At 69.0% G+C, this 22112-nt stretch carries 18 protein-coding genes; 12 read left to right on the top strand and 6 right to left on the bottom strand.

The genetic code is table 11. The features are described 5' to 3' along the window. Positions 1–2: 2 nt before the first annotated feature. The 9 genes from NO360_RS15355 (at position 3) to NO360_RS15395 (ending at position 10276) form a co-directional block, all read left to right on the top strand. Positions 3–1193 carry an ABC transporter ATP-binding protein gene (locus tag NO360_RS15355; protein ID WP_256308726.1) on the top strand — a complete coding sequence of 397 codons (1191 nt, stop codon included), beginning with the start codon at positions 3–5 and terminating at the stop codon, positions 1191–1193. Beyond that, entirely contained in the window at positions 1193–2341 is a 1149-nt protein-coding gene (gene dgoD, locus NO360_RS15360) for a galactonate dehydratase (protein ID WP_256308727.1), read from the top strand. Before NO360_RS15355 ends, dgoD begins: the two co-directional genes overlap by 1 nt. A gap of 8 nt (positions 2342–2349) precedes the next feature. Continuing rightward, complete coding sequence (locus NO360_RS15365) at positions 2350–3168, top strand: SDR family NAD(P)-dependent oxidoreductase (RefSeq protein ID WP_256308728.1); 819 nt, start codon at positions 2350–2352, stop codon at positions 3166–3168. Continuing rightward, positions 3165–5306 (top strand): glycoside hydrolase family 36 protein, encoded by a 2142-nt coding sequence (locus NO360_RS15370; RefSeq protein ID WP_256308729.1) that lies wholly within the window; start codon positions 3165–3167, stop codon positions 5304–5306. Before NO360_RS15365 ends, NO360_RS15370 begins: the two co-directional genes overlap by 4 nt. Before the next feature lie 3 nt (positions 5307–5309). Next, positions 5310–7376, top strand: a complete 2067-nt coding sequence (locus NO360_RS15375; protein WP_256308730.1) for a beta-galactosidase — start codon at positions 5310–5312, stop codon at positions 7374–7376. 112 nt (positions 7377–7488) lie between these two features. Continuing rightward, on the top strand, positions 7489–8154 hold the full coding sequence (locus NO360_RS15380) for an SCO family protein (protein ID WP_256308731.1): 666 nt from the start codon (positions 7489–7491) through the stop codon (positions 8152–8154). Between the two features lie 20 nt (positions 8155–8174). Next, on the top strand, positions 8175–8714 hold the full coding sequence (locus tag NO360_RS15385; RefSeq protein WP_256308732.1) for a TlpA family protein disulfide reductase: 540 nt from the start codon (positions 8175–8177) through the stop codon (positions 8712–8714). Beyond that, positions 8711–9364: a cytochrome c biogenesis CcdA family protein gene (locus tag NO360_RS15390; protein ID WP_256308733.1), complete on the top strand. Its 654-nt coding sequence runs from the start codon at positions 8711–8713 to the stop codon at positions 9362–9364. Before NO360_RS15385 ends, NO360_RS15390 begins: the two co-directional genes overlap by 4 nt. Positions 9365–9427: 63 nt before the next feature. Further along, positions 9428–10276, top strand: a complete 849-nt coding sequence (locus tag NO360_RS15395; protein ID WP_256308734.1) for a VOC family protein — start codon at positions 9428–9430, stop codon at positions 10274–10276. Positions 10277–10342: 66 nt separating this feature from the next. Here the strand turns inward: NO360_RS15395 and NO360_RS15400 are convergent, their stop codons facing one another. The 6 genes from NO360_RS15400 to NO360_RS15425 form a co-directional block, all read right to left on the bottom strand. Next, positions 10343–11059, bottom strand: coding sequence for a maleate cis-trans isomerase family protein (locus NO360_RS15400; protein ID WP_256308735.1), 717 nt, complete (start codon positions 11057–11059; stop codon positions 10343–10345). Beyond that, complete coding sequence (locus tag NO360_RS15405; RefSeq protein ID WP_256308736.1) at positions 11056–12738, bottom strand: hydantoinase B/oxoprolinase family protein; 1683 nt, start codon at positions 12736–12738, stop codon at positions 11056–11058. Before NO360_RS15405 ends, NO360_RS15400 begins: the two co-directional genes overlap by 4 nt. Continuing rightward, positions 12735–14753: a hydantoinase/oxoprolinase family protein gene (locus NO360_RS15410; RefSeq protein ID WP_256308737.1), complete on the bottom strand. Its 2019-nt coding sequence runs from the start codon at positions 14751–14753 to the stop codon at positions 12735–12737. The genes NO360_RS15405 and NO360_RS15410 overlap by 4 nt, the downstream gene beginning before the upstream one ends. Next, positions 14754–15962 carry an Nramp family divalent metal transporter gene (locus NO360_RS15415; RefSeq protein ID WP_256308738.1) on the bottom strand — a complete coding sequence of 403 codons (1209 nt, stop codon included), beginning with the start codon at positions 15960–15962 and terminating at the stop codon, positions 14754–14756. It abuts the gene before it with no gap. Positions 15963–16120: 158 nt separating this feature from the next. Beyond that, positions 16121–16666: a ribbon-helix-helix protein, CopG family gene (locus NO360_RS15420; protein WP_256308739.1), complete on the bottom strand. Its 546-nt coding sequence runs from the start codon at positions 16664–16666 to the stop codon at positions 16121–16123. Positions 16667–16700: 34 nt separating this feature from the next. Next, positions 16701–19295: a heavy metal translocating P-type ATPase gene (locus NO360_RS15425; RefSeq protein WP_256308740.1), complete on the bottom strand. Its 2595-nt coding sequence runs from the start codon at positions 19293–19295 to the stop codon at positions 16701–16703. Between the two features lie 350 nt (positions 19296–19645). Here NO360_RS15425 and NO360_RS15430 point away from each other — a divergent pair, with 350 nt between their 5' ends. From NO360_RS15430 to NO360_RS15440, 3 genes are all read left to right on the top strand, one after another. After that, positions 19646–20674 carry a zinc-dependent alcohol dehydrogenase gene (locus NO360_RS15430; protein ID WP_256308741.1) on the top strand — a complete coding sequence of 343 codons (1029 nt, stop codon included), beginning with the start codon at positions 19646–19648 and terminating at the stop codon, positions 20672–20674. A 76-nt stretch (positions 20675–20750) separates the two neighbouring features. Beyond that, positions 20751–21158, top strand: a complete 408-nt coding sequence (locus NO360_RS15435; protein ID WP_256308742.1) for a 6-pyruvoyl trahydropterin synthase family protein — start codon at positions 20751–20753, stop codon at positions 21156–21158. 19 nt (positions 21159–21177) lie between these two features. Beyond that, positions 21178–22089: an SAM-dependent methyltransferase gene (locus tag NO360_RS15440; RefSeq protein ID WP_256308743.1), complete on the top strand. Its 912-nt coding sequence runs from the start codon at positions 21178–21180 to the stop codon at positions 22087–22089. The last annotated feature ends 23 nt before the right edge of the window (positions 22090–22112 follow it).

Here is a 22112-nt window from a genome sequence, read left to right on the forward strand (position 1 = left end):
TTATGTCAGGAATAACACTCGATACGGTACGAAAGGAGTTCGGCGACAGCGAGGGGAAAATCGTCGCGGTCGAAGACGTCGATCTGGAGATCCAAGACGGCGAGTTCCTCGTTCTGGTCGGCCCCTCGGGCTGTGGGAAGACGACCACGCTCCGCTGCATCGCCGGGTTGGAAGACGTCACGAGCGGTACGATCACGTTCGGCGATCGCGACGTGACGGACCTCCGCGCCCGCGACCGCGACGTAGCGATGGTGTTCCAGAACTACGCGCTCTACCCGCACATGAACGTCCGAAAGAACATCGGATTCGGGCTGAAGCTCTCGACGCAGCAGACCGCGGCGGCGATCGACGAGCAGGTCGAAGACGTCGCCGAGATGCTGGGCATCGAGGACCTGCTCAGTCAGAAGCCGAAGGAGCTCTCCGGCGGCCAGCAACAGCGGGTCGCGCTCGGGCGGGCGATCGTCCGCGATCCCGAGGTGTTCCTGATGGACGAACCGCTGTCGAACCTCGACGCGAAGCTCCGCTCGCAGATGCGGACGGAGCTGCAGACGCTGCAGCACGACCTCGACGTGACCACGGTGTACGTGACACACGACCAGACCGAAGCGATGGCGATGGGCGACAGAATCGCCGTGATGGACGGCGGGACGCTCCAGCAGGTCGGCAGCGCCGAAGAGGTGTACCGCACGCCCGTCAACGAGTTCGTCGCCGACTTCATCGGATCGCCGAGCATCAACGTCTTCGACGCGACGGTCGACGGCGCGCGACTCGACGGCCCCGGTGCGTTCACGTATCACCTCTCGGACGCCTCCCCCGTGGACGGTCTCGACAGCGTCCGCGTCGGGATCCGCCCCGAGGACATCACCCTCGTCGACGAGGGCATCGAGATGACGGCGAACGTCCTCGAACCGATGGGCAACGAGAACTTCCTGTACGCTACACTCGGCGACCAGGAGATCACGGCTCGGATCGACCCGACGAAGCGCCCCGGGACCGACGAGACGGTGTCGTTCTCCTTCGCGGAGTCCGCGCTGTACCTCTTTGACCCCGAGACGGGCGCGTCGCTCAAGACGAAGCGCGACGGCGATGTCCCGGACCAAGACGGAGCGATTCCGAACCGCGAGGGCGCGACGTCCGGGACGGACTCGGGATCGAGCGCCGACGGCGACCAGGTCGAGGAGGTGGTCGAGTAATGCGGATCGTCGACTACGACCTCTATCAGGTGCCCCCGCGCTGGCTGTTCCTCCGGATCGAAACGAGCGACGGCCGCGTCGGCTGGGGCGAGCCCGTCGTCGAGGGGCGCGCCCGAACGGTCGAAGCCGCCGTCGAGGAACTGCTCGACACCTACCTCCTCGGCGAAGACCCGACGCCGATCGAGGACCACTGGCAGACGATGTACCGCGGCGGGTTCTACCGCGGCGGGCCGGTCCTGATGTCGGCCATCGCCGGCATCGATCAGGCGCTGTGGGACCTCAAGGGGAAGCAGTTCGGCGCGCCGATCTACGAACTGCTCGGCGGACGGGCGCGGAACCGCGTCCGCGTCTATCAGTGGGTCGGCGGCGACCGCCCCGAGGGCGTCGCCCAGGCCGCCCAGGAGAAGGTCGACGAGGGGTTCAGCGCCCTGAAGATGAACGCGACGGCCGAACTCCGGCGGATCGACAACCCGGGCGCGGTCGACGCCGCGCGCGAGCGCCTCGCGACGGTCAGAGAGACCGTGGGCCCGGAGGTCGACATCGGCGTCGACTTCCACGGTCGCGTCTCGAAGTCGATGGCCAAACGCCTCGCGAAGGCGCTGGAACCGTACGACCCGATGTTCATCGAGGAGCCCGTGTTGCCCGAACACAACGACTGCCTCCCGGAACTGGCGGAACACACCACGACGCCCATCGCGACGGGCGAGCGGATGTACTCCCGCTGGGACTTCAAGGAGGTCTTCGAGGACGGCGCGGTCGACGTCATTCAGCCGGACCTCTCTCACGCCGGCGGCATCACGGAGGTCAAGAAGATCGTCGGGATGGCCGAGGCCTACGACGTCGCGATGGCCCCGCACTGCCCGCTCGGGCCGATCGCGCTGGCGTCGTGCGTGCAGGTCGACGCCTGTTCGCCGAACGTTCTCATCCAGGAGCAGAGCCTCGACATCCACTACAACGAGGGGAGCGACGTCCTCGACTACCTCGCTGACCCCTCGGTCTTCGAGTACCGCGACGGGTACGTCGAACTGCCGACCGATCCCGGACTGGGGATCGAGATCGACGAGCGGCGCGTCCGCGAAGTCACCGACGAGGTCGACTGGCACAACCCCGTCTGGCGACACGAGGACGGCAGCGTCGCGGAGTGGTGACCGTGCCGATGGAGCGATTCGCCGACAGCGTGGCCGTCGTCACCGGATCCACGCGCGGCATCGGCGCGGGAGTCGCGAAGCGACTCGCCCGCGAGGGCGCGAGCCTCGTCGTCACGGGACGCACCCGCGAGGCCGGCGAGGCGACCGTCGCCGACATCGAAGACGAGGGCGGCGAGGCCGTCTTCGTCCGCGCGGACATGCGGGACCCGGACGACATCGCCGCCCTGTTCGAGGCGACCGTCGACGCCTACGACGGCCTCGACGTGCTCGTGAACAACGCCGGCGTCGAGACGAACACCGGCGTCGCGGAGGCGACGATGGAGGACTGGGAGTTCGTCGTCGAGACGGACTTCCGGGCCTTCTGGCTCTGCGCGAAGGAGGCCGCGGCGCGGATGGACGAGGGCGCGATCGTCAACACCTCCTCGAACCACGCGTTCCTGACGATGCCGGAGATGTTCCCGTACAACGCCGTCAAGTCGGGCATCAACGGGATGACGCGGGCGATGGCGCTGGATTTAGGTCCACGAATCCGAGTCAACACGGTCAATCCGGGTTGGGTCGCCATCGAGCGCACGCTCGCGGAGATGAGCGAGGCCGAGCGCCGCGAGACCGAGTCGATCCACCCGGTCGGCCGTCTCGGGAAACCGGAAGACATCGCCGCGGCGGTCGCCTTCCTCGCGAGCGACGAGGCCGGGTTCGTCACGGGCGCGAACCTCCTCGTCGACGGCGGCCGCTCGGCCGTGATGCAGGACGGGACGCTCCCGGACTACCGGGCGCGGCGGCAGACTGACTCAGGCGTTGGAAGCGGGCCGGAGGAGTCGGAGTGACGCGAGTCGCCACCGACGCGACGGTCGTCGAGCACGACGACGAAACCGATCGGCTCGGGGTCGAAACCGTCGACGAGGAGGGATCGACCGCGCTCTTTTCGGGGCGTGTCGGCGTCCGTCTCGCAGGCGGAGCGGACGCGAGCGACGCTCTCGACGTCGACGTGTCGCTCTCGGCTGTCGGTGCCGGATTCGACGACAGAGACCACGGCGCCGTAGACGTAACCGTTACCATCGAGAACTGCTCGACGGACCCGATTCGACTCCAGGCGATCGACGTCCTCGACGGGACGACGCCGTTCGGCCCAGCCGACCGGGCGTTCGTCCACGGCTATCAGTCGTGGACGCCGACCGCGACGCTGCGCCTCGACGAGTCCTTCCCCGACGAGAAGCAGGCTGACAGACCCCAGATGGTCGATCTCGCCGCGCCGGGCGACGCGACGACGAGCCACGCCGTCACGGCGCTGGCGGGTGCCCCCGGCGAATTGACGCTCGGCTTCTTGGAACACGACGCCTCCCTGACGCGGTTCGATCTGCGGACCGACACCGCGTCCGGAGAGACAGCAATCACCGCGATATGCCCGCTCGACGGCGTCGAACTCGCGCCGGGCGACCGCCGCGAGAGCGCGACGCTCCGAATCGATGCGGGGCGACCGGTCTCGGACGCCTTGACCGACCTCGCCGACGCCGTCGGCGACCGGATGGACGCGCGTGTCCCCGAGTCGGTTCCGACCGGGTGGTGCTCGTGGTACCACTACTTCACGGACGTCACCGCCGACGACGTGCGCGAAAACGCGGCCGACCTCGACGACTGGGGCGTCGACATCGACCACGTGCAGATCGACGACGGCTACGAGACGGCGTTCGGCGACTGGCGCACGCTCGCGGCGGGGTTCGAGTCGATGGCGGACCTGCGCGCGGACGTCGAGGCCGCGGGCTACGAGCCGGGTCTCTGGCTCGCGCCGTTCTACGTCCAGGCCGACTCCCGCCTCGCCGGCGAGCACCCCGAGTGGCTCGTCACCGAGGACGGTGAGCCGGTGGACGCCGGCGCACGCCACGGGCCGATGTACGCGCTCGACGCGACGCACCCCGAGGTCGCCGCCTGGCTCACCGAGACGTTCGAGACCGTCGTCGAGGAGTGGGGCTTCGAGTACCTCAAACTCGACTTCCTCTACGCCGCGGCGCTGCCCGGCGACCGCTACGCCGACGTGACGCGCGCGGAGGCGTATCGGCGGGGGCTCGAAACGGTCCGGGACGCCGTCGGCGACGCGTTCGTCCTCGGTTGCGGCGCGCCCGGCTTCCCGAGCGTCGGCCTCGTCGACGCGATGCGCGTCGGGCCCGACACCGCGCCGTACTGGCGGCGCGAGGGCGACAGCGCCAGCCAGCCGGCGCACGAGAACGCCGTCCGGAACGTCCTCAACCGGCAGTTCTGCCACCGGCGGCTCTGGGCGAACGACCCCGACTGCCAACTCGTCCGCGAGACGACCGAGCTCACCGCCGCCGAACGTGAATCCTTCGCGGCGCTGGTCGCGCTCACGGGCGGCTCGAACTTTCTCAGCGACGCCGTGAGCGAGATCGACGAGGGAGGCCGACGGCTGTTCGAACGCTCACTGCCGCCCGTCGCGGACGGCCGAGTCGACGACTTCGGAGAGCGTGAGTTCCCCGAACGAGTCGTCTGCGAGCGCGCCGCCGACGGGGCGGCCGCCGTCGCGGCATTCAACTGGGAAGACGAGGCGCGTCGGGTGCGCGTCGATCCCGCCGCGTACGTCGATATCGACGGTGCTGGCGACGGGCTGGCGTGGGAGGCGCTCGCGCCCGACGACGGCTCGCGGCGGCTCCACGCCGGGCCGGTCGAGCGCGAGGTCGACCCGCACGGCTGCCTCCTGGTCCACTGCGCGCCCGCGCCGACCGAGTCCCGGCCGACGCTCGTCGGCGCGGCCCACCTCGCGAACGGGGCGTCGCAGGTGACCGCCGCGAACTGGGCCGACGGAACGCTCTCGGTGATGCTCGACGCCGACGAACCGATGACGCTCTACGCCTCGACCCCCGGCACGTGGCGGACTGACGAGCCGTCCGCGGACGACCGCACCCTGCGACTGACGGCGTCGCCGGGAGCCAACGAATTCGAGTTTCGACGCTGATCTATGACTGACGACATCGACACCGACGACGGAACGAATCGCGCGCCCGCTACAGCCGCGGCGACCCCGCGGATCGGGGTCTGTTACTTCCCCGAACACTGGCCGCGCGAGCGCTGGGAGACCGACGTCCGGCAGATGGCCGAGGTGGGCATCGACGTGGTCCGGATGGCCGAGTTCTCGTGGGGTCGGCTCGAACCCGAGCGCGGCGAGTTCGACTTCGAGTGGCTCGACACCGCGATTTCGCTGCTCTCTGACGCCGGCATCGACGTGGTACTCTGCACGCCGACGGCGACGCCGCCGAAGTGGCTGGTCGACGAACACCCCGAGATCCTCCAGGTCGAACCCGACGGGACGACCCGCGAGTTCGGAAGCCGCCGTCACTACTGCTTCAACTCCGACGTCTACCGCGAGGAGTCGGCGCGAATCGCCCGGGAGATGGCCGAGCGCTACGCCGACGTCGACGCGGTGGTCGGCTGGCAGACCGACAACGAGTACGGCTGTCACGAGACCGTCCGCTGCTACTGCGAGGACTGCGCGGGGGCGTTCCGCGAGTGGTGCCGCGAGCGGTACGGGGACGTCGAGTCGCTCAACGAGACGTGGGGGACGACGTTCTGGAGCCAGCAGCACGGCTCCTTTGCGGAACTCGACCCGCCGCGGCACACCGCCGCCGAGCACCACCCCTCGCGCCTGCTGGAGTACGCCCGCTTCGCGAACGAGAGCGTCGTCGAGTACAACCGACTGCAGGCCGACATCCTGCGCGACGCGAACGACGAGTGGTTCGTGACGCACAACTTTATGGGCCACTTCGACACGCTCGATTCCTTCAGCGTCGGCGACGCGCTCGACTTCGCCACCTGGGACTCCTATCCGACCGGCTTCGCGCAGGACCGGAACACCGAGGCGGTGACCGAGGACAGACTCCGAGCCGGCGATCCGGACCAGGTGAGCCTCAATCACGACCTCTACCGCGGCCCGAACGGTTTCTGGGTGATGGAGCAACAGCCCGGCGACGTCAACTGGCCGCCGCGCTGTCCGCAGCCCGGCGAGGGCGCGATGCGGCTGTGGGCGCACCAGGCCGTCGCCCACGGCGCGAACGTCGTCTCCTACTTCCGGTGGCGTCGCTGCCGGCAGGGGCAGGAGCAGTACCACGCGGGCCTGCGGAAGCACGACGGCTCGCCCGACCGCGGGTACGCGGACGCCGCCCGCGCGGCCGCGGAGTTCGAGGAACTCGGCGAACTCGACGGCGTCGACGCGCCCGTGGCGCTGTGTTTCTCCTACGAGGACCTGTGGGCGCTCGCAGAACAGCCGCACGCCCCCGAATTCGACTACTGGGGGCTCGTCGGCGCCTTCTACCGGGCGCTCCGCGCCCGCGGACTGTCGGTCGACGTGATCGACGTCTCGCCCGGTGCCGACATAGAGCTCGACGGCTACGACGCCGTCGTCGCGCCGACGCTCCACCTCGCCGAGGAGTCGCTCGCGAGTCGCTTCGAGGCGTACGTCGCCGACGGCGGTCACCTGCTCGTCGGTCCGCGAACCGGGTACAAGCGGCCTGGGAACCAACTACAGCCGGACCTCGCGCCCGGTCCGTTCGCGGACCTCGTCGGGGGGCGCGTCGACCAGCACGAGAGCCTCCCCGAGTCGGTTGAGACCCGCCTCACCTACCGCGGCGAGACGTACGACTTCCGGACCTGGGCCGAGTGGCTCGACCCCGACGACGCGACGGCGGTGGGGGCGTACACCGCCGGCGTCGCGGCCGACCGGTCCGCCGTTCTCGACCACTCCTTCGGTGACGGTACAGTCACGTACTGCGGCGTCTGGCCCGAGGCGGACCTCGCCGACGCGCTCGTCGTCGACCTCCTCGAACGGGCGGCCGTCCCCCACGCCGAGCGGTTCCCCGCCACCGTCCGCGTCACCGAACGCGACGACTACGTGTGGGTTCTCAACTTCGGCGGCGACCCCGTCGCGGTCGACGCGCCGGAGGACGCGAAATGGCGGGTCGGCGAGGCCTCCATCCCCGGGTTCGGCGTCGGCGTCGTCGACGCAGAATTGCCCGACGTGTCGATTCGATAGCGGCGGTTTCTCTCCTGTTTCACGGGACTGCGGCGGCGACGCTGTCGTTCTCACTCGCCGGGAACCGACCGCGTTCCTTATAGCCGTGCAAACCTGACACAATACATCCAGAATGCAACGACGGACCTTCCTCCAGGGGACGGCGGCCGCGGGCGTCGTCGGCACCGCGGGCTGTCTCGGCTTCGGGGACTCGAACCCCGACGTCGCACTCGCGGAACCGGACCGAGAGTACACGAGCGAGGAACTGCCCTACCCTGCCTGGGGTGAACGCGTCCCGGCGGTGACGCTTCCGGACCCGATCGGCGGCGGGGAGGTGTCGACCCGCTCGGTCGAGCGGCCGGCGCTCTACACGTTCTTCTACAGCCACTGTAACACGGTCTGCCCGGTCCTGATCCAGTCGATGCGCAACGTCCAGACGCACTCGATCGAGTCGGAGTACGCCGACGAAGTGGCGTTCTTCCCGGTGACCTTCGACCCCGAGCGCGACGACGCCGACCGCCTCGAAACCTACGCCGGCGAGATGAACGTCGCGCTCGACGCCGGCAACTGGCACTTCCTGCGTCCGGCGTCGGTCGAGCGCGCCAAGGCGACCGTCGAAGAGCAGTTCGGCGTCACCTTCGAGCGGACGCATCCCGACGAGATGGATATGTATATGTTCGCCCACTCGGCGATGACCTACCTCGTGAACGCCGACGGCTACGTCGAGCGGGCCTACCGGACTGACTCCCCGGACCCGGAACGGGTGATCGACGACCTCGAAACGGTCCGGAACGGGTAGTCGTCTCACCGCTCTGATCAATGAACCGACGACAACTCCTGACGGCGATCGGCGGGCTCGGACTCACGGGCGGGAGCGTCCTCGCCGTCCGCGGCGACCTCCCGGTCACGACGGGTGGGGACTCCTCGGGGCTTCCGCTCACGTTCGAGACGATCGACGCGCCAGGCTCGGAGGCGGGCGACGTTAGCGTTCCGCAGGCGGACAGGCCGACGTTCATCGACCTCTTCGCGACGTGGTGTGCGCCCTGTGAGGAACAGATGAACGTGCTCTCGACGCTCCACGAGGAGTACGGCGACCGCGTCCGGTTCGTCTCGATCACGAACCAACGCCTGGGCGGGACGTTCACGGAGCGGGATCTCCGGTCCTGGTGGCGACGCCACCACGGCGCGTGGACCGTCGGCACCGACCCCGACGGCGACCTGATGGCGGCGCTCGGGGCGGGCGGCATCCCGTATCACGCTATCGCCGACGCTTCCGGCTCGATCCGCTGGCAGAAGGCCGGCTTGACGCTTTCAGACACGCTCAGGACCGAACTGGACCGGGTGCTCGAGGAGTCGTGAGTTCCGCAGCCTTCCTCGGAACGGTCGCTTTCGCCGCCAGCGCGGGGCTCACGACGTTCTTCGCCCCCTGTGCGTTTCCGCTGCTCCCGGGGTACGTCGGCTTCTATCTCCAACAGGACAGTCGACCGCCGGCGCTCGTCGCCGGCCTCACGGCGGCGGCGGGCGCGATCCTCTCGCTCGGCGGGATCGCCGCGCTGGTGTTCGCCGTCGGACAGCGACTCACCTCGGTGCTCCCGCTTTTTGAGCCGGTCATCGGCGGCCTTCTCGTCGTCTTCGGACTGCTCGTGCTCTCGGGCCGCGCGTCGCCGACGGTCCCGCTTCCGAAGCGGCCGGAGTCGCTCCTCGGCTTCGGCGTCTTCGGTGCCGTTTATGCTCTCGCCGCCGCGGGCTGCGTCGTGCCGCTGTTCCTCGGCGTCGTCGCGCAGGCGTCCTCGCTCTCTCCGATGCGGGGGGCCACCGTCCTCGGAGCCTACGCCGCGACGGTCGCCGTCCCGTTACTCGGCGTGACGCTGCTCTCGGACGCGGGCGTCGACGCCTGGCGCTCGCTCGGCGGCTACTCGGGGCGACTGAAACAGGCCGCTGGCGTGATCCTCGTCGTCGCCGGCCTGGGACAGATCTACCTCTCCGTCGTCGTCCTCGACGTCCTCTGACCCGGGACGGAGTCTCCCTCCGGATCGAAATGGCTTCCCAGCCAGGAGACGTCTGTGTGGCCAATGACAGGCTCCGAAGATTCTCCGTCGCTCCCTCCGGAGACGCGACTCGGCCGCACCGCGCTCTCCGTGCACGACCTCGATGCGACGACCGAGTTCTATCGGACGGTCGTCGGCCTCGCGATTCTGGAGCGGAATGCCGACACCGCGACGCTCGGCGTCGACGGCACGCCGCTTCTCGTCCTGCGCCGCGACGCTGACGCCTCCCCCCGCGGCCGCGACCAGGCCGGTCTGTTCCACAACGCGTTCCTGCTCCCATCCCGCGGGGCGCTCGGCGCGGCGCTGGAACGGATCAGGGAGCACTGGACGCTCGACGGTGCGTCCGACCACGACGTGAGCGAGGCGCTCTACCTCTCGGATCCTGAAGGCAACGGGGTCGAACTCTACCGCGATCGGCCGCCCGAAGAGTGGCCCCGGACCCCCGACGGTGGCGTGGCGATGGCGACGCGTCCGCTCGACCTCGACGGTGTCGCAGCCGAGTCCGGCGGCGGACCGAACGCGCCCGCGGGAACCTCTCTCGGACACGTCCATCTGGAGGTTACGTCGGTGCCGACCGCCCGCGAGTTCTACGTCGAGACGCTCGGATTCGACGTGCGGATGGACGCCGGTTCGGCGCTGTTCGTCGCTGCCGACGGGTACCACCACCATCTCGGACTCAACGCCTGGAACGGGCGGTCCTCCCCGGCGGGCGGTCGCGGCCTGGCATGGTTCGAGGTGCTCGTCCCCACGGAGGCGGCGCTGCGAGCGGTCGGGGAGCGTCTGAACGACGCCGGAGTCCCTGCCGACGAACGCGACGGCGGAATCGAGACGAGGGACCCGGACGGGATTCGGATCCGGATCCGTGCCGAATAGGCGCGGCCCCCGACCGATTCGGACCTCGACACTCCACGAATGGCGAACGAGCAGAAACGAGACGCGTCAGTCCCCGTTAGCGGGTGTCACGTCTGCGAGCCGTACGTCCAGGTTCGGTTCGACGCCGACGCGATGGCACAGGTCCCAGACTGTGGCCGCGTTGCTCGACACGACCGGGACGCCGAAATCGCGTTCCAGCGACGCCAGGGCGGGCATAGACCGATAGTTCGTACACGAGACGAACAACGCGTCGGCGTCCGGTGCGTCCGCGAGCACCGACCGACCCTGACGCTCTGCTTCGTCTGGGGTCAATGCCCCGATGGCGACGTTCTCGACGAGTCCGCGGCCGTCGAGCGCCACCACCTCGAACCCGTTGTCGGCCAGATACTCGCGTTCCAGTTCGTCCAGATCCGCCGCGTACGGCGTCGCGACGGCGACCCGCTCGACGTCGAGCGCGTGCAGCGCCCGGACGACCGAGAGCGCGGTCGCGACCGCCGGCGCGCCGGCGGCTTCGGAGAGCCGAGATTCCAGCCGCGAATCGAACCCCGACCCGTGCAGGAGGCTCCCGGTGGTACAGGCGTACGCGACGCCGTGGACCGAGGCGTGCGACAGCAGCGCTGCCGCCCGTTCGGCGCCGTCGGCCATCGCGTCGAGTTCGTCGGCCGTCACGTCCTCCAGCGGCATCCGCGCCGCGTGGATCGTGGCATCCGGGGGCAGCGCGCCGCGGAACTCCGGTTCGGCCGTCGTGTTCGAGGAGGGAACGACCAAGCCCAGTCGCGTCACTGGCCGTCCACCTTCCCGTCGCGGCGGTCGCCTTCTCTCGCGGCCGGGTCCCGATCGTCCGGGTCGCCGTGCCCGCCGCCGCCGGGCGTCCGGATGGAGACGGTCGTCCCCGCCTCCACGTCGATGGAGGCCTTCGCGGGCACCGCCTCGCCGTCGACGAGGTTCTCGCCGGTCGCACCGTCCTCGCCACCGTTCACGCCGGCGGGGGCCGTCCGCCGACGCTCGGTCAGAAGCGACACGGTCGCGTCGGTCTCGACGGTCACGGTCCGTTCGAGCCCCAGTCCGCCCCGATAGCGGCCGTCGCCGCCGCTGGACGGTCGGAGCGCGTACCGCTCCACGCGGAGCGGGTACTCGGTCTCCATCGCCTCGACGGGCGTGTTGAGGGTGTTGGTCATCCCGACCTGCACGCCGTCCATCCCGTCCCGCTCGGGGCGGGCACCGAACCCGCCGCCAATCGTCTCGTAGTAGGTGAACTCCCCGGTTCGGTCCCCGATGATGAGGTTGTTCATCGTCCCTTGCCCGCCGGCGGGGACCTCTTCCGGGACCGCCTCGGCCAACGCCGCCAGCGTGACGTCCGTGACCCGCTGGCTCGTCTCGACGTTGCCGCCGACGACCGCCGCCGGCGGTTCGGGGTTGAGAACCGACCCCGCCGGCGCCGACACCGAAACGGGCTCGTAACAGCCGTGGTTCGGCGGGATCTCCGGGTCGGTGATCGCGCGGACGACGAAGTAGACCGCGCTCTTGGCCACCGAGAGCGGCGCGTTCAGGTTCCCCGCTACCTGGTCGGCCGTCCCTGCGAAATCGACCTCGATCGACCTGCCGTCGACGGTGACGGCCGCGTTCACTGGGATGTCTTCGTCGGTGACGCCGTCGCCTTCGAGCACGTCCCGCGCTCGGTACGTCCCGTCGGGGATATCGGCGAGTTCGGCCTCGACGCGCTCGCGCGAGTAGTCGATGACGGCGTCGAACGCGTCGAGCAGCGTCTCGCCGTGTTCGTCCAGTAACTCTCCGATGCGCTGCTCTGCCCGGTCGTTGGCGGCGCGCTGCGCCCGGAGGTCCGCCTCGCGCTCGTCCGGCGTCCGGACGTTGGCGCGGATCAGCTCGTAGACCGACTCGTTCGGCTCGCCGCCGTCGACGAGCTTGACCGCCGGCAGGCGGAGCCCCTCCTCGTACACTTCCTGGGCCCCCGGCGGCATACTCCCGGGCGAACTGCCGCCGACGTCCGCGTGGTGCGCCCGCGTCACCGCGAAGCCGATCACCTCGTCGTCGGGCGCCACCGTCGAGACCAGCGTGATGTCGGGCAGGTGCGTCCCCCCGGCGAAGGGGTCGTTGACGATGAAGACGTCGCCCGGCTTCGGATCCTTTTCGAGGACGATGTCGACCGCGTCGGGCATCGCGCCGAGATGGACCGGGATGTGCTCGGCCTGGGCGATCATCCGTCCCGACGCGTCGAAGAGCGCGGTCGAGCAGTCCTGCCGCTCCTTGATGTTCGGGGAGTAGGCGCCGCGGATGAGCACGTGGCCCATCTCCGTGGCGACGCTCTCCAGTTGGTTCCGGAGGATTTCGAGCGTCACGGGGTCGATCTCCGTGTTCGTGCCGGACGCCTCGCTGCCGGAGTCCGATCCTTCTCCGTCGTCCGGCTCGACGGGCCCGCCCGTGGTCTCGCGTTCGTCGCTCATTCTCTCACCTCCGCGATCAGTGCCCCGTCGTCGCGCACTCGTACGTCCCAGTTCGGGGGGACGACGACCGTGCTCTCGTCGCCCTCGACGACCGCCGGCCCCTCGAACGTCCCGCCGGGTGCCAACCGCTCGCGTGCGTACACCGGCGTCTCGTGGAGCCCGTCGGCGAACGCCGCCTCGCGGGTCCCCGTCTGCGGATCCTCGCCGCCGACGTACTCGATCGACGGGGCGTTCCGGGGGACCGTGGTCGTCACGCGGCAGTTGACCAGTTCGACCGGTTCGTCCGCTCGGTAGCCGTACGCCGACTCGTGCGCAGCCGCGAACCGTTCGCCCGCCTCCTCGGCGTCGAACGGCCGGTCGACGTCCACGGTGAGCTCGAAGCTCTGTCCGGCGTATCTGAGGTCTGCGGAGTATCTCACGTCTGCCCGCTCCCGGTCGCTGACCTCCAGCAGTAGCTCCTCAGCCAGTTCGTCGTACAGCGCGTCGACTTCGTCGGGATCGACCGACGCGAGCGAGCGCTGGTACGTCCGCACCGCGTCGCGCTTCTCGTCGGCCGCGAGCAGCCCGTAGGCCGAAAGGACGCCGGAGGCCCGCGGGATCACTACCCGGTCGATGTCGAGGCCGTCGGCGATCGAGACCGCGTGCATCGGTCCCGCGCCGCCGAACGCGACGAGGCCGAACTTCCGCGGATCGTACCCCCGCTCGACGGTCACAGAGCGGATCGCTCTGGTCATGTTCGCGTTCGCGACGCGGTAGACGCCGCGGGCGGCCTCCTGGGGACCGTCCATCCCCGCCTCGTCGGCGAGGTCGGCGAGGACGTCGTAGGCGGCTTCGACGTCGAGCGACATCTCGCCACCGAGGCTGGTGCTCTCCCCGATGTAGCCGAGCACGAGGTTCGCGTCCGTCACCGTCGGCTCCGTGCCGCCTTTTCCGTAGCAGGCCGGACCGGGTTCGGCCCCGGCCGAGCGCGGTCCGATCCGGAGCGCGCCGCCGGCGTCGACCCAGGCGATCGACCCGCCGCCCGCGCCCACGGTCTCGATGTCGACCATCGGCGTCTTGATCGGCCGGTCGTTGATGACGCCCTCGGTCGTCCGCGCGGCCTCGCCGTCCCGGACGAGGCTCACGTCGCTCGAAGTCCCGCCCATGTCGAAGGTGACGAGCCCCGAGTGTTCGTCGCCGTCGCCGGCCGAGCGGTCGCCGTCGGCCGCCATCGCGCTCGCGCCCACGACGCCCGCAGCGGGCCCCGAGAGGACGGTCGAGACGGCGTTCCGTCTGACCGTGTCGGCGTCGGTGATCCCGCCGTTGGCCTGCATAATCCGGGGCTGGGGAACGCCACGCTCCCGCGCGCGGTCGGTGAGGTGGCTCACGTATCGGTCGATCGCCGGGCGGACGTACGCGTCGACGGCGGTCGTCGACGTCCGCTCGTACTCCCGGAACTCCGCGAGGACCTCGTGGGAGGCCGACACGGGCACGTCGAGTTCCTCCCGCAACACCGACGCCACGCGCTCCTCGTTCTCCGGATGCGCGTAGGCGTGCAGCAGCGAGACCGCGACGGCCTCGACGTCGGCGTCGCGGATCGACGCCGCTATGGCGCTGACCTCGTCGTCGTCGACGGGGCGTTCGATGCCCTCCGTCGTCGCGCGTTCCGCGACCTCGAACCGGCGGCGCCGCGGGATAAGCGGCGACGGTTTCTCGGCGTCGAGGTCGTACAGCGACGGCCGGTCCTGGCGACCGATCTCCAGGACGTCGCGGAAGCCGTCGGTCGTGACGAGGGCGGTCTTCGCGCCGTCCTCCTCGAGGAGCGCGTTGACGGAGACCGTCATCGCGTGTGAGAACTCGCTCAGGGTCTCGGGGTCGATTCCGGCCTCCTCGCAGGCCTTCTCGATGCCGGCCATCACGCCCTCGCTCTGGTCTTCGGTGCTCGGGACCTTCGCGGTCACGAGGTCCCCGTCGAGCGCCAGGGTCACGTCGGTGAACGTGCCGCCGACGTCGACGCCGATCCGCCTACCGGCCATCTACAACACCCCGGCCACGTCGAGGAGCGTCCGGACGCCGAGCCACACGACGATGATCGTCACGACCGCGCCGAGCGCGTTCGCGACCGGACCGTTCGTGTACTCGCCGAGCAGGTCGTCTTGGTTCATCGCGTAGATCAGGAATATCGCGACGATCGGAAGTAAGATTCCGTTGACGACCTGGGCGAACACGATGATCTCGACGGGACTGCCGCCGAGGAGGACCGAGAGGACGCCGACCCCGACGATCGTGCCCCAGATCGCCCGGAATCGCGTGCTCTTCATGTCCGAGTCCCAGCCGAGCGCGCCGGTGGTCGCCCAGGCGCCGGCCAGCGGCGCCGTCGTCGCGCTGGTGAACCCGGCCGCGAACAGCCCGATGCTGAAGAACAGTTCCGCGTAGGGACCCGCAAGTGGCCTGAGCTGCTCGGCCATCCGGCCGACGTCGCTGATCTGCGTCCCCGGCTCGAATGCCGCGGCCGCGGTGATCATGATCGTTATCGTGATCACGCCGCCGACGAGGATCGAGAGGATCGTGTCGGTCCGCGAGTGCCCGATGTCGTCGGGGCCGCTCCACCGCTCCTGGACGTTGCTCGCGTGCAGGAACAGGTTGTAGCCGACGATCGTCGTCCCGATGAGGCCCGTGATGAGATACAGCGATCCGGAGGGGACGCCCGGGACGAAGCCCGTCGCGATCGCGCCGAAGTCGGGGCCGATGAGGACCGCCGACGCCACGAACGAGAGCGCCATCACGACGACGAGGCCGACGAGCGCCCGCTCGATGAGTTTGTACCGACCGGTGTACAGCAGGGCCGCGGCCACGAGCCCCATCAGGATCCCCCACACCGTCGAATCGATGCCCGTGATCGTCGCGAGGCCCGCCGCGCCGCCGAGGATGTTCCCGGCCTCGTAGGCGGCGGTCCCGATCCCGATCGCGCCCACGACGAGGAAGATGCTCACGTACTCCACGGCCTGGCTGTCGAACCGCTCGCGGAGGGCCTCGCCGAGTCCCTCCCCGGAGACCAGTCCGAGTCGCGCGCTCATCTCCTGCAGGACGATCGTCGCGATGATCGAGAACGCGATCGTCCAGAGGAGCGCGTAGCCGAACTGTGCGCCCGTTACGCTCGCAGTCGTGACCGTCCCGGGGCCGATGAACGCCGCTGCGACCATCGCACCCGGACCGATGGATTTGAGTCGTTGAATGAGATTCATTGTCGATGGACTTGATATCCAGTGTCACGGTGCGAATAATCGGAAAAAAGCCTTGTTGAGAGGCCTGTGCAACCGAATCATCAGCAGTGTGAGCCACCGACGCGCAGTTCATCGATCGTGTGAACGCACGGCCGGCGGGTGGAAACGTGTGGCGGCTGTCACTTCTCACGCGCCGTGAACAGGACCTTCGAGACGCTCTCTTCGATCTCGACCTCGAACGGGAGGTCGGCGACGCTCCCGCGGATGAACCGGACCATGAACCACCGCAACTCCTCGGAGGGAAAGACGACGTGGTAGCTCCCTTCCTCCGCGCGACGGACTGTCAGAAACCCGCACAGCGAGAGCCACTCGAGGACGTCGCCGAGCGAGTCGAACCGCTCTGCGTACTCGGCGGCGTGGTACTGCGCCACCTGATCGATCGTCTCCAGGAACTCGTCGCTGCGCGTCGCGGGATCCGCTACCTGACTCAGGAACGCGTGCAACAGATCCACGTCCAAGAGCACGTGTTCCCCCGTCGAGAGCATCTCGTAGTAGGTCTGTAGATGGTCGCTGTCGCTCGCCTTCGCGGAGTCGAAGTTCGCCGCGTAGAACCCGATGGCCTCTCGAATCAGTTCGCTGCGGCTCCCGTCGGTCCGTTCGGTCAATCCTTCGAGCGCGCTCTTGGCGTCCTCGTCGAGCGACACCGTGACCCGGTCACCTGGCATAGTCCGTGTCGCCGCCGGACGGACTTATACTATGCTACGCGTCGTCGGGGCGCAATCGGGAGAGCCGCATCGCGTTCCCCGTCACGCCGACCGTCATCCCCGCGTCGCCGGCGAGGACGGCCAACCAGATGGGGACGTACCCGAACGGGACGCCGAGGGCGAGCAGCGCCTTGATCCCCAGGCTCGCCCAGATGTTCTGTCTGATCACGCCGTTGGCGTCGTTGGCGAGTTCGTAGAGGTACGGGAGCTTCGAGAGGTCGTCGGCCAGCAGCGCCACGTCGGCCGTTTCGAGCGCGGTATCCGTCCCCGCCGCGCCCATCGCGATCCCGACCGTCGCCGTGGCCAGCGCCGGGGCGTCGTTGATCCCGTCGCCGACCATCGCGACCCCGCCTGTGTCACCGTCTCCGCCGGCCTCCCCGGTGAGTTCGCGGATCGCGGCGACCTTCTCGTCGGGGAGCAACTCCGCGCGGTACTCGTCGACGCCGACCGTCTCGGCGATCGCGCGGGCGGTCCGCTCGTTGTCGCCGGTCAGCATCACGGTTCGGCCGACGCCCAGTTCCTTCAACCGCTCGACCGTCCGCCTGGCCTCGGGCCTGACCTCGTCGGCGACGGCGACGACCCCCTCCAGTTCGTCCGCGGTTCCGACGAGCACCACCGTCTTCCCCTCGGCCTGGAGCTCCGGGACCGTCTCTTCGAGGAGGTCGAGACAGTCGTTGCGCTCGCAGATGTCCCGGGCCGTCCGCGTCACGACGCCGCCGTCGGTCGTCGCGTGGACGTGCGAGAGATCGAACCCGAGTTCCTCGAACAGCGCCGGCTTGCCGGCCACGTGCGGCGTCCCGTCGAGCGTCGCGCGGACGCCTTTCCCGGTGAGGCTCTCGAACTCCTCGATCGACCCGGCCTCCTCGGAATCGACGCCGACTTCGCCCGCCGCCGCGACGATGGCCTCACCGATCGGGTGCTCGCTCCGCTGTTCGAGGCCGCGAGCGCAGCGGAGGACGTCCTCCTCGGTGTTGCCGTTGAGCGCGATCACGTCGGTCACGGCGAGTTCGCCGCTGGTGAGCGTCCCGGTCTTGTCGAAGGCGACGACGTCGACCGCGCCCATCGCCTCCAGGTGGCTCCCGCCCTTGATCAGCACCCCGTTCTTCGCGGCGCTCGTGATCCCCGAGACGACCGAGACGGGCGTCGAGATGACGAACGCGCACGGACACGCCAGCACCAGAAGCGTCAGTCCGTAGACGATGGCCGTGGGCCACGCGACGCCGAAGACGAACGGCGTCCCGAGCGTGACAAGCACCGCGAACGCGACGACGACGGGCGTGTAGTAGGCCGAGAACCGCTCGACGAACTGCTCGCGCTCGGTCTTCTTCGACTGAGCGTCCTCCACCATCTCGACGATCCGCGAGAGCGTGTTGTCCTCGGCGCCGCCCGTGACGCGGACTTCGAGGTATCCGCCCTCGTTGATCGTTCCCGCGTAGACCTCGTCGCCGACGGTCTTGTCGACGGGGACGCTCTCGCCGGTGATCGGGGCCTGGTTCACCGCGCTCTCGCCGTCGACGACCTCGCCGTCCATCGGCAGTTTCTCCCCCGGTCGGACCACGACGATCTCGCCCGGTTCCACCGCTTTCACGGGGACCGTCTCCTCGCCGCCGCCCCGCTTCACCGTCGCCTCGTTCGGCGAGAGGTCCATCAGTTCCCTGAGGGAGTCGCGGGCGCGGTCCATCGAGTACCGCTCCAGCAACTCGGCGACGCTGAAGAGGAACGCGAGCGTCGCCGCCTCGAAGTACAGCGCCTCGCCGAACGCGAGGCTCGCCGACAGCGCGCCGAGGATCGCCACCGACATCAGGAAGTCGATGTCGAGGTTCAGGTTTCGTGCCGAGTAGTACCCGTTTCGGAGTATCGCCTGCCCGCCGGTCGCGACGGCCAAGAGGAAGAGGAGGTCGGCTAGCAACAGTTCGTTCCCGACGAGGCTCCCGATCCGGACGTTCGCGCCGACGAGGAGGAACTCGAACCCCAGCCCCATCGCCACGAACACGCCGCTCGCCCACGTTTTGAGCGCTCGGCTGCTCGTCCAGATCGAATCGCGATCCGCACCGGAACCGTCCGCTTCGCCCTCCCCGCCCGTCGCCCCGGTGACCTCGTAGCCCGCGCGTTCGACGGCCGCGACGAGATCGGCCTCCGAGACGCGTTCCCCGTCGTAGGTGACGCTGACGCTCCCGGTCGTCGGTCTCGTCTGGTACGACGTCACCCCTTCGACGCGGTCGAGCGCGGTCTCGACTTTGCCCGCGCAGGACGCGCAGTCCATCTCGGGGACGTCGAACGTCACGCGTGCCGTCGTCCCCTCCTCGACGGAGTATCCTGCTTTCTCGACGCGCTCAGCGATATCGCCTTCGCTCGCGACGTCCGCGTCGTACGTGACGCTCAGCCGCCCGCTCGCGACCTGTGGATCGATCTCCTCGACGCCGTCGAGCGAGGAGACGCTCGACTCGACTTTCCCCGCGCAGGACGGGCAGTCCATATCCGGCACGCCGAACGTCGCCGTCTCCGCTCGGTCCTGTCGGTTCGGCGGGTCACCGTCCACGCGATCCGACTCGGGACGCCGATCCGACTCGTTCCGACTCGGTTCTGCCATTACTCGCCCGTAGCCGGTCGCCATTTATTAACTTCACTGCTATCGAACCGGCCTAAATTCGCATAAATTATTAACTATATCTGATTGAGTTGTTAAAATTCGGTATTCGGGTATCGTCGGTCCGATATGGGGACGTCCCTTAACGGAACTCGACCGCGGTTGCCGGGGTCTCCACCGATAGCCTGCCAGGCCGCGACGGCCGACAGTATGAATACCACGTAGTTCGACCAAGAACGTATCATCCGACTTGCTATGCGCACTGTCTCGTTCGACCGGGGCGGGGACGGAGACTCCGCGTCCGTTCGAGTGTCCGGTCCGCAACGATTCCCGCGTCTAAGCGTCACTGGCTGATGGAACGGCAGTCGCTGTACTTCACCGGCCCGTTCGAAACCGAGGTCAGGCCGACAGACGTCGAGACGAGCGAGGAGGAGGTGCTCGTCGAGACGCGCGTTTCGGGTATCAGCGCCGGAACCGAACTGCTCATCTACCGAGGGGAAGCCCCCACGGACCTGCCGGCCGACGAGACGTTCGAGACGATCGACGGCGACCTGTCGTTCCCGCTGCGGTACGGCTATGCTGCCGTGGGCGAGGTCGTCGACGTCGGCGACGCGGTCGACGACGAGTGGCTCGGACGGTCGGTGTTCGCGTTCGACCCCCACGAAACCCGCTTTTCGATCGCCCCGGAGAACCTCCTTCGGGTCCCGCAGGACGCGACGCCGGAGTCGATGACGCTGTTCCCGTCGGTCGAGACCGCGACGTCCCTCGTGCTCGACGGCCGGCCGCGGGTGGGCGAGGAGGTCGTCGTCTTCGGGGCGGGCGTGGTCGGTCTCTGCACCATCGGTATCCTCTCGTCATTTCCGCTGGACAGGCTGGTCGCGGTCGAACCCATCCCCGAGCGGCGGGAGCGCGCCCGGTCGATGGGAGCCGACGTCGCCGTCGCTCCCGATCGGTTGTCCGAATTCCTACCCGACGGGAGCGACGGCCGTCCCCCGAACGCGGCTCCCGGCGGCGTCGACCTCGCGTACGAACTGTCGGGCTGTCCGTCCGCGCTCGACGACGCCGTCGACGCGGTGGGCTACGACGGGCGCGTGATCGTCGGCTCGTGGTACGGCGAGAAGCCGGCCACGCTCGACCTCGGCGCGTCGTTTCACCGAGACCGCATCTCCGTCGAGTCGAGCCAGGTGAGCACGCTCGCGCCGGAGACCCGCGGTCGGTGGACGAAGCAGCGCCGGGCCGAGACGGCGCTCGATCGGCTCTGCGACCTCGACGTCTCCTCGCTCATCACCCACCGAGTCCCGTTCTCCGACGCGCCCGAGGCGTATCGCCTCCTCGACGACCGTCGAGACGGGGTGCTGCAGGTACTGCTCACGTACCCGTGATTCACCACACCCAGACAGCCGAGTCACGCCACGCCGAGAGAGACGATTTATCATAATCCAACCGAGACGATTCACTATGACACGGAGCGACACAGACGACGCCTACGAACTGACCGTCACGAGATCGTTCATCGCACAGCATTACCTGACCGTGCCCGACCCCGGTCCCGAGGGCGACGTGCACAGCCACCACTTCACGGTCGAACTCAGATTCTCGGGTCCGAGCCTCGGCGAGTACGGGTACCTGGTCGATATCGACGCCGTCGACGCGATCCTGGACGACCTCGAAGACCGCTACCGCGACGAACTGCTGAACGACCTCCCCGAGTTCGAGGGCCGCAACCCGAGTATCGAGCACTTCGCGCGACTGTTCGGCGACCGCGTCGCCGAGGCGCTGGCCGATCCCACGCCGACGGGGCTGACCGTCCGGATCTGGGAAGACGACGTCTCCTGGGCGAGCCACAGCCGTCGCCTGCACGGATGACAGTCTCCCGGGAAGATCGATGAATCACGCTCGACCCAGATACCTGGAGTCGAAGCGCTCGATCGACGACCGAGCGCTCTCGCGACGCGTCCGGGAACGGCTGTTGACCGAACTCCCACACGACCCGCAGATCGTCGAAGCGGGGTGCGGGACCGGCGTTACGGTCTCTCGGCTCCGCTCGTGGGGTATCGATTCGGGCCGGTACCGCGGTGTCGACACCGACGAGCGGATCGTCTCGTTCGCCCGCGACGTCCGGCCCAAAACCCTCCGTCGTCGGGGCTATCGCGTGAGCAACGCTGGGAGGGCTCACCGAGAAGAGATGGCGGCTCGATCCACCGACGGCGACGCCCTCGGGACCGACTTCGCGGTCGGGGACCTCGGCGTTCGCTTCGAGGTCGGAGACGCCCTGGAGGTCCTCGACGCCACCACCGGCCGCGACCTGGTCGTCGCCCAGGCGTTCGCCGACCTCGTTTCGCTTCCCCGGTTCGTCTCGGCGGTCGAGTCCGCCCTCCGGCCGGCCGGGCTTGCCTACCTCCCGATCACGTTCGACGGGGGGACCATCTTTCAGCCGGACCATCCGGCCGACGACGCGGTCGAGCGGGCCTACCACGCGGCGATCGACGCGCGGCCGGGACGGGACGTTCGCGCGGGTCGCCACCTCGTCGATCTGTGCCGCCGACGCGAGGGGACGCTCCTGACGGTCGGGAGTTCGGACTGGGTCGTCCGCCCGCGGGGTCGGCGGTACCCGGGCGACGAACGCTACTTCCTGTCTCGGATCCTCGGATTCGTCGAGGAGGCCGTCGGCTCCGCTTCCCAGTCGGTCGAGGACCTCGACTCGTGGCTCCGGACCCGTCGCCGGCAACTCGAACGGGGGGAACTCACCTACGTCGCCCACCAGTACGACCTGCTGTACCGCGCGCCACCCGGCTGACCCCCTCGGCCCCGGCTGCCGAC

Source organism: Halobellus litoreus (genome assembly GCF_024464595.1).
GTDB classification, from domain to species: Archaea; Halobacteriota; Halobacteria; order Halobacteriales; family Haloferacaceae; genus Haloquadratum; species Haloquadratum litoreum.

Excerpts from the sequence above, each read along its gene's own strand:
- NO360_RS15385 (WP_256308732.1), top strand. The coding sequence starts at position 8,175 with ATGAACCGACGACAACTCCTGACGGCGATCGGCGGGCTCGGACTCACG.
- NO360_RS15405 (WP_256308736.1), bottom strand. The coding sequence starts at position 12,738 with ATGAGCGACGAACGCGAGACCACGGGCGGGCCCGTCGAGCCGGACGAC.
- NO360_RS15430 (WP_256308741.1), top strand. The coding sequence starts at position 19,646 with ATGGAACGGCAGTCGCTGTACTTCACCGGCCCGTTCGAAACCGAGGTC.
- NO360_RS15365 (WP_256308728.1), top strand. The coding sequence starts at position 2,350 with ATGGAGCGATTCGCCGACAGCGTGGCCGTCGTCACCGGATCCACGCGC.
- NO360_RS15410 (WP_256308737.1), bottom strand. The coding sequence starts at position 14,753 with ATGGCCGGTAGGCGGATCGGCGTCGACGTCGGCGGCACGTTCACCGAC.
- NO360_RS15395 (WP_256308734.1), top strand. The coding sequence starts at position 9,428 with ATGACAGGCTCCGAAGATTCTCCGTCGCTCCCTCCGGAGACGCGACTC.
- NO360_RS15375 (WP_256308730.1), top strand. The coding sequence starts at position 5,310 with ATGACTGACGACATCGACACCGACGACGGAACGAATCGCGCGCCCGCT.
- dgoD (WP_256308727.1), top strand. The coding sequence starts at position 1,193 with ATGCGGATCGTCGACTACGACCTCTATCAGGTGCCCCCGCGCTGGCTG.
- NO360_RS15415 (WP_256308738.1), bottom strand. The coding sequence starts at position 15,962 with ATGAATCTCATTCAACGACTCAAATCCATCGGTCCGGGTGCGATGGTC.
- NO360_RS15425 (WP_256308740.1), bottom strand. The coding sequence starts at position 19,295 with ATGGCAGAACCGAGTCGGAACGAGTCGGATCGGCGTCCCGAGTCGGAT.
- NO360_RS15435 (WP_256308742.1), top strand. The coding sequence starts at position 20,751 with ATGACACGGAGCGACACAGACGACGCCTACGAACTGACCGTCACGAGA.
- NO360_RS15440 (WP_256308743.1), top strand. The coding sequence starts at position 21,178 with ATGAATCACGCTCGACCCAGATACCTGGAGTCGAAGCGCTCGATCGAC.
- NO360_RS15380 (WP_256308731.1), top strand. The coding sequence starts at position 7,489 with ATGCAACGACGGACCTTCCTCCAGGGGACGGCGGCCGCGGGCGTCGTC.
- NO360_RS15355 (WP_256308726.1), top strand. The coding sequence starts at position 3 with ATGTCAGGAATAACACTCGATACGGTACGAAAGGAGTTCGGCGACAGC.
- NO360_RS15420 (WP_256308739.1), bottom strand. The coding sequence starts at position 16,666 with ATGCCAGGTGACCGGGTCACGGTGTCGCTCGACGAGGACGCCAAGAGC.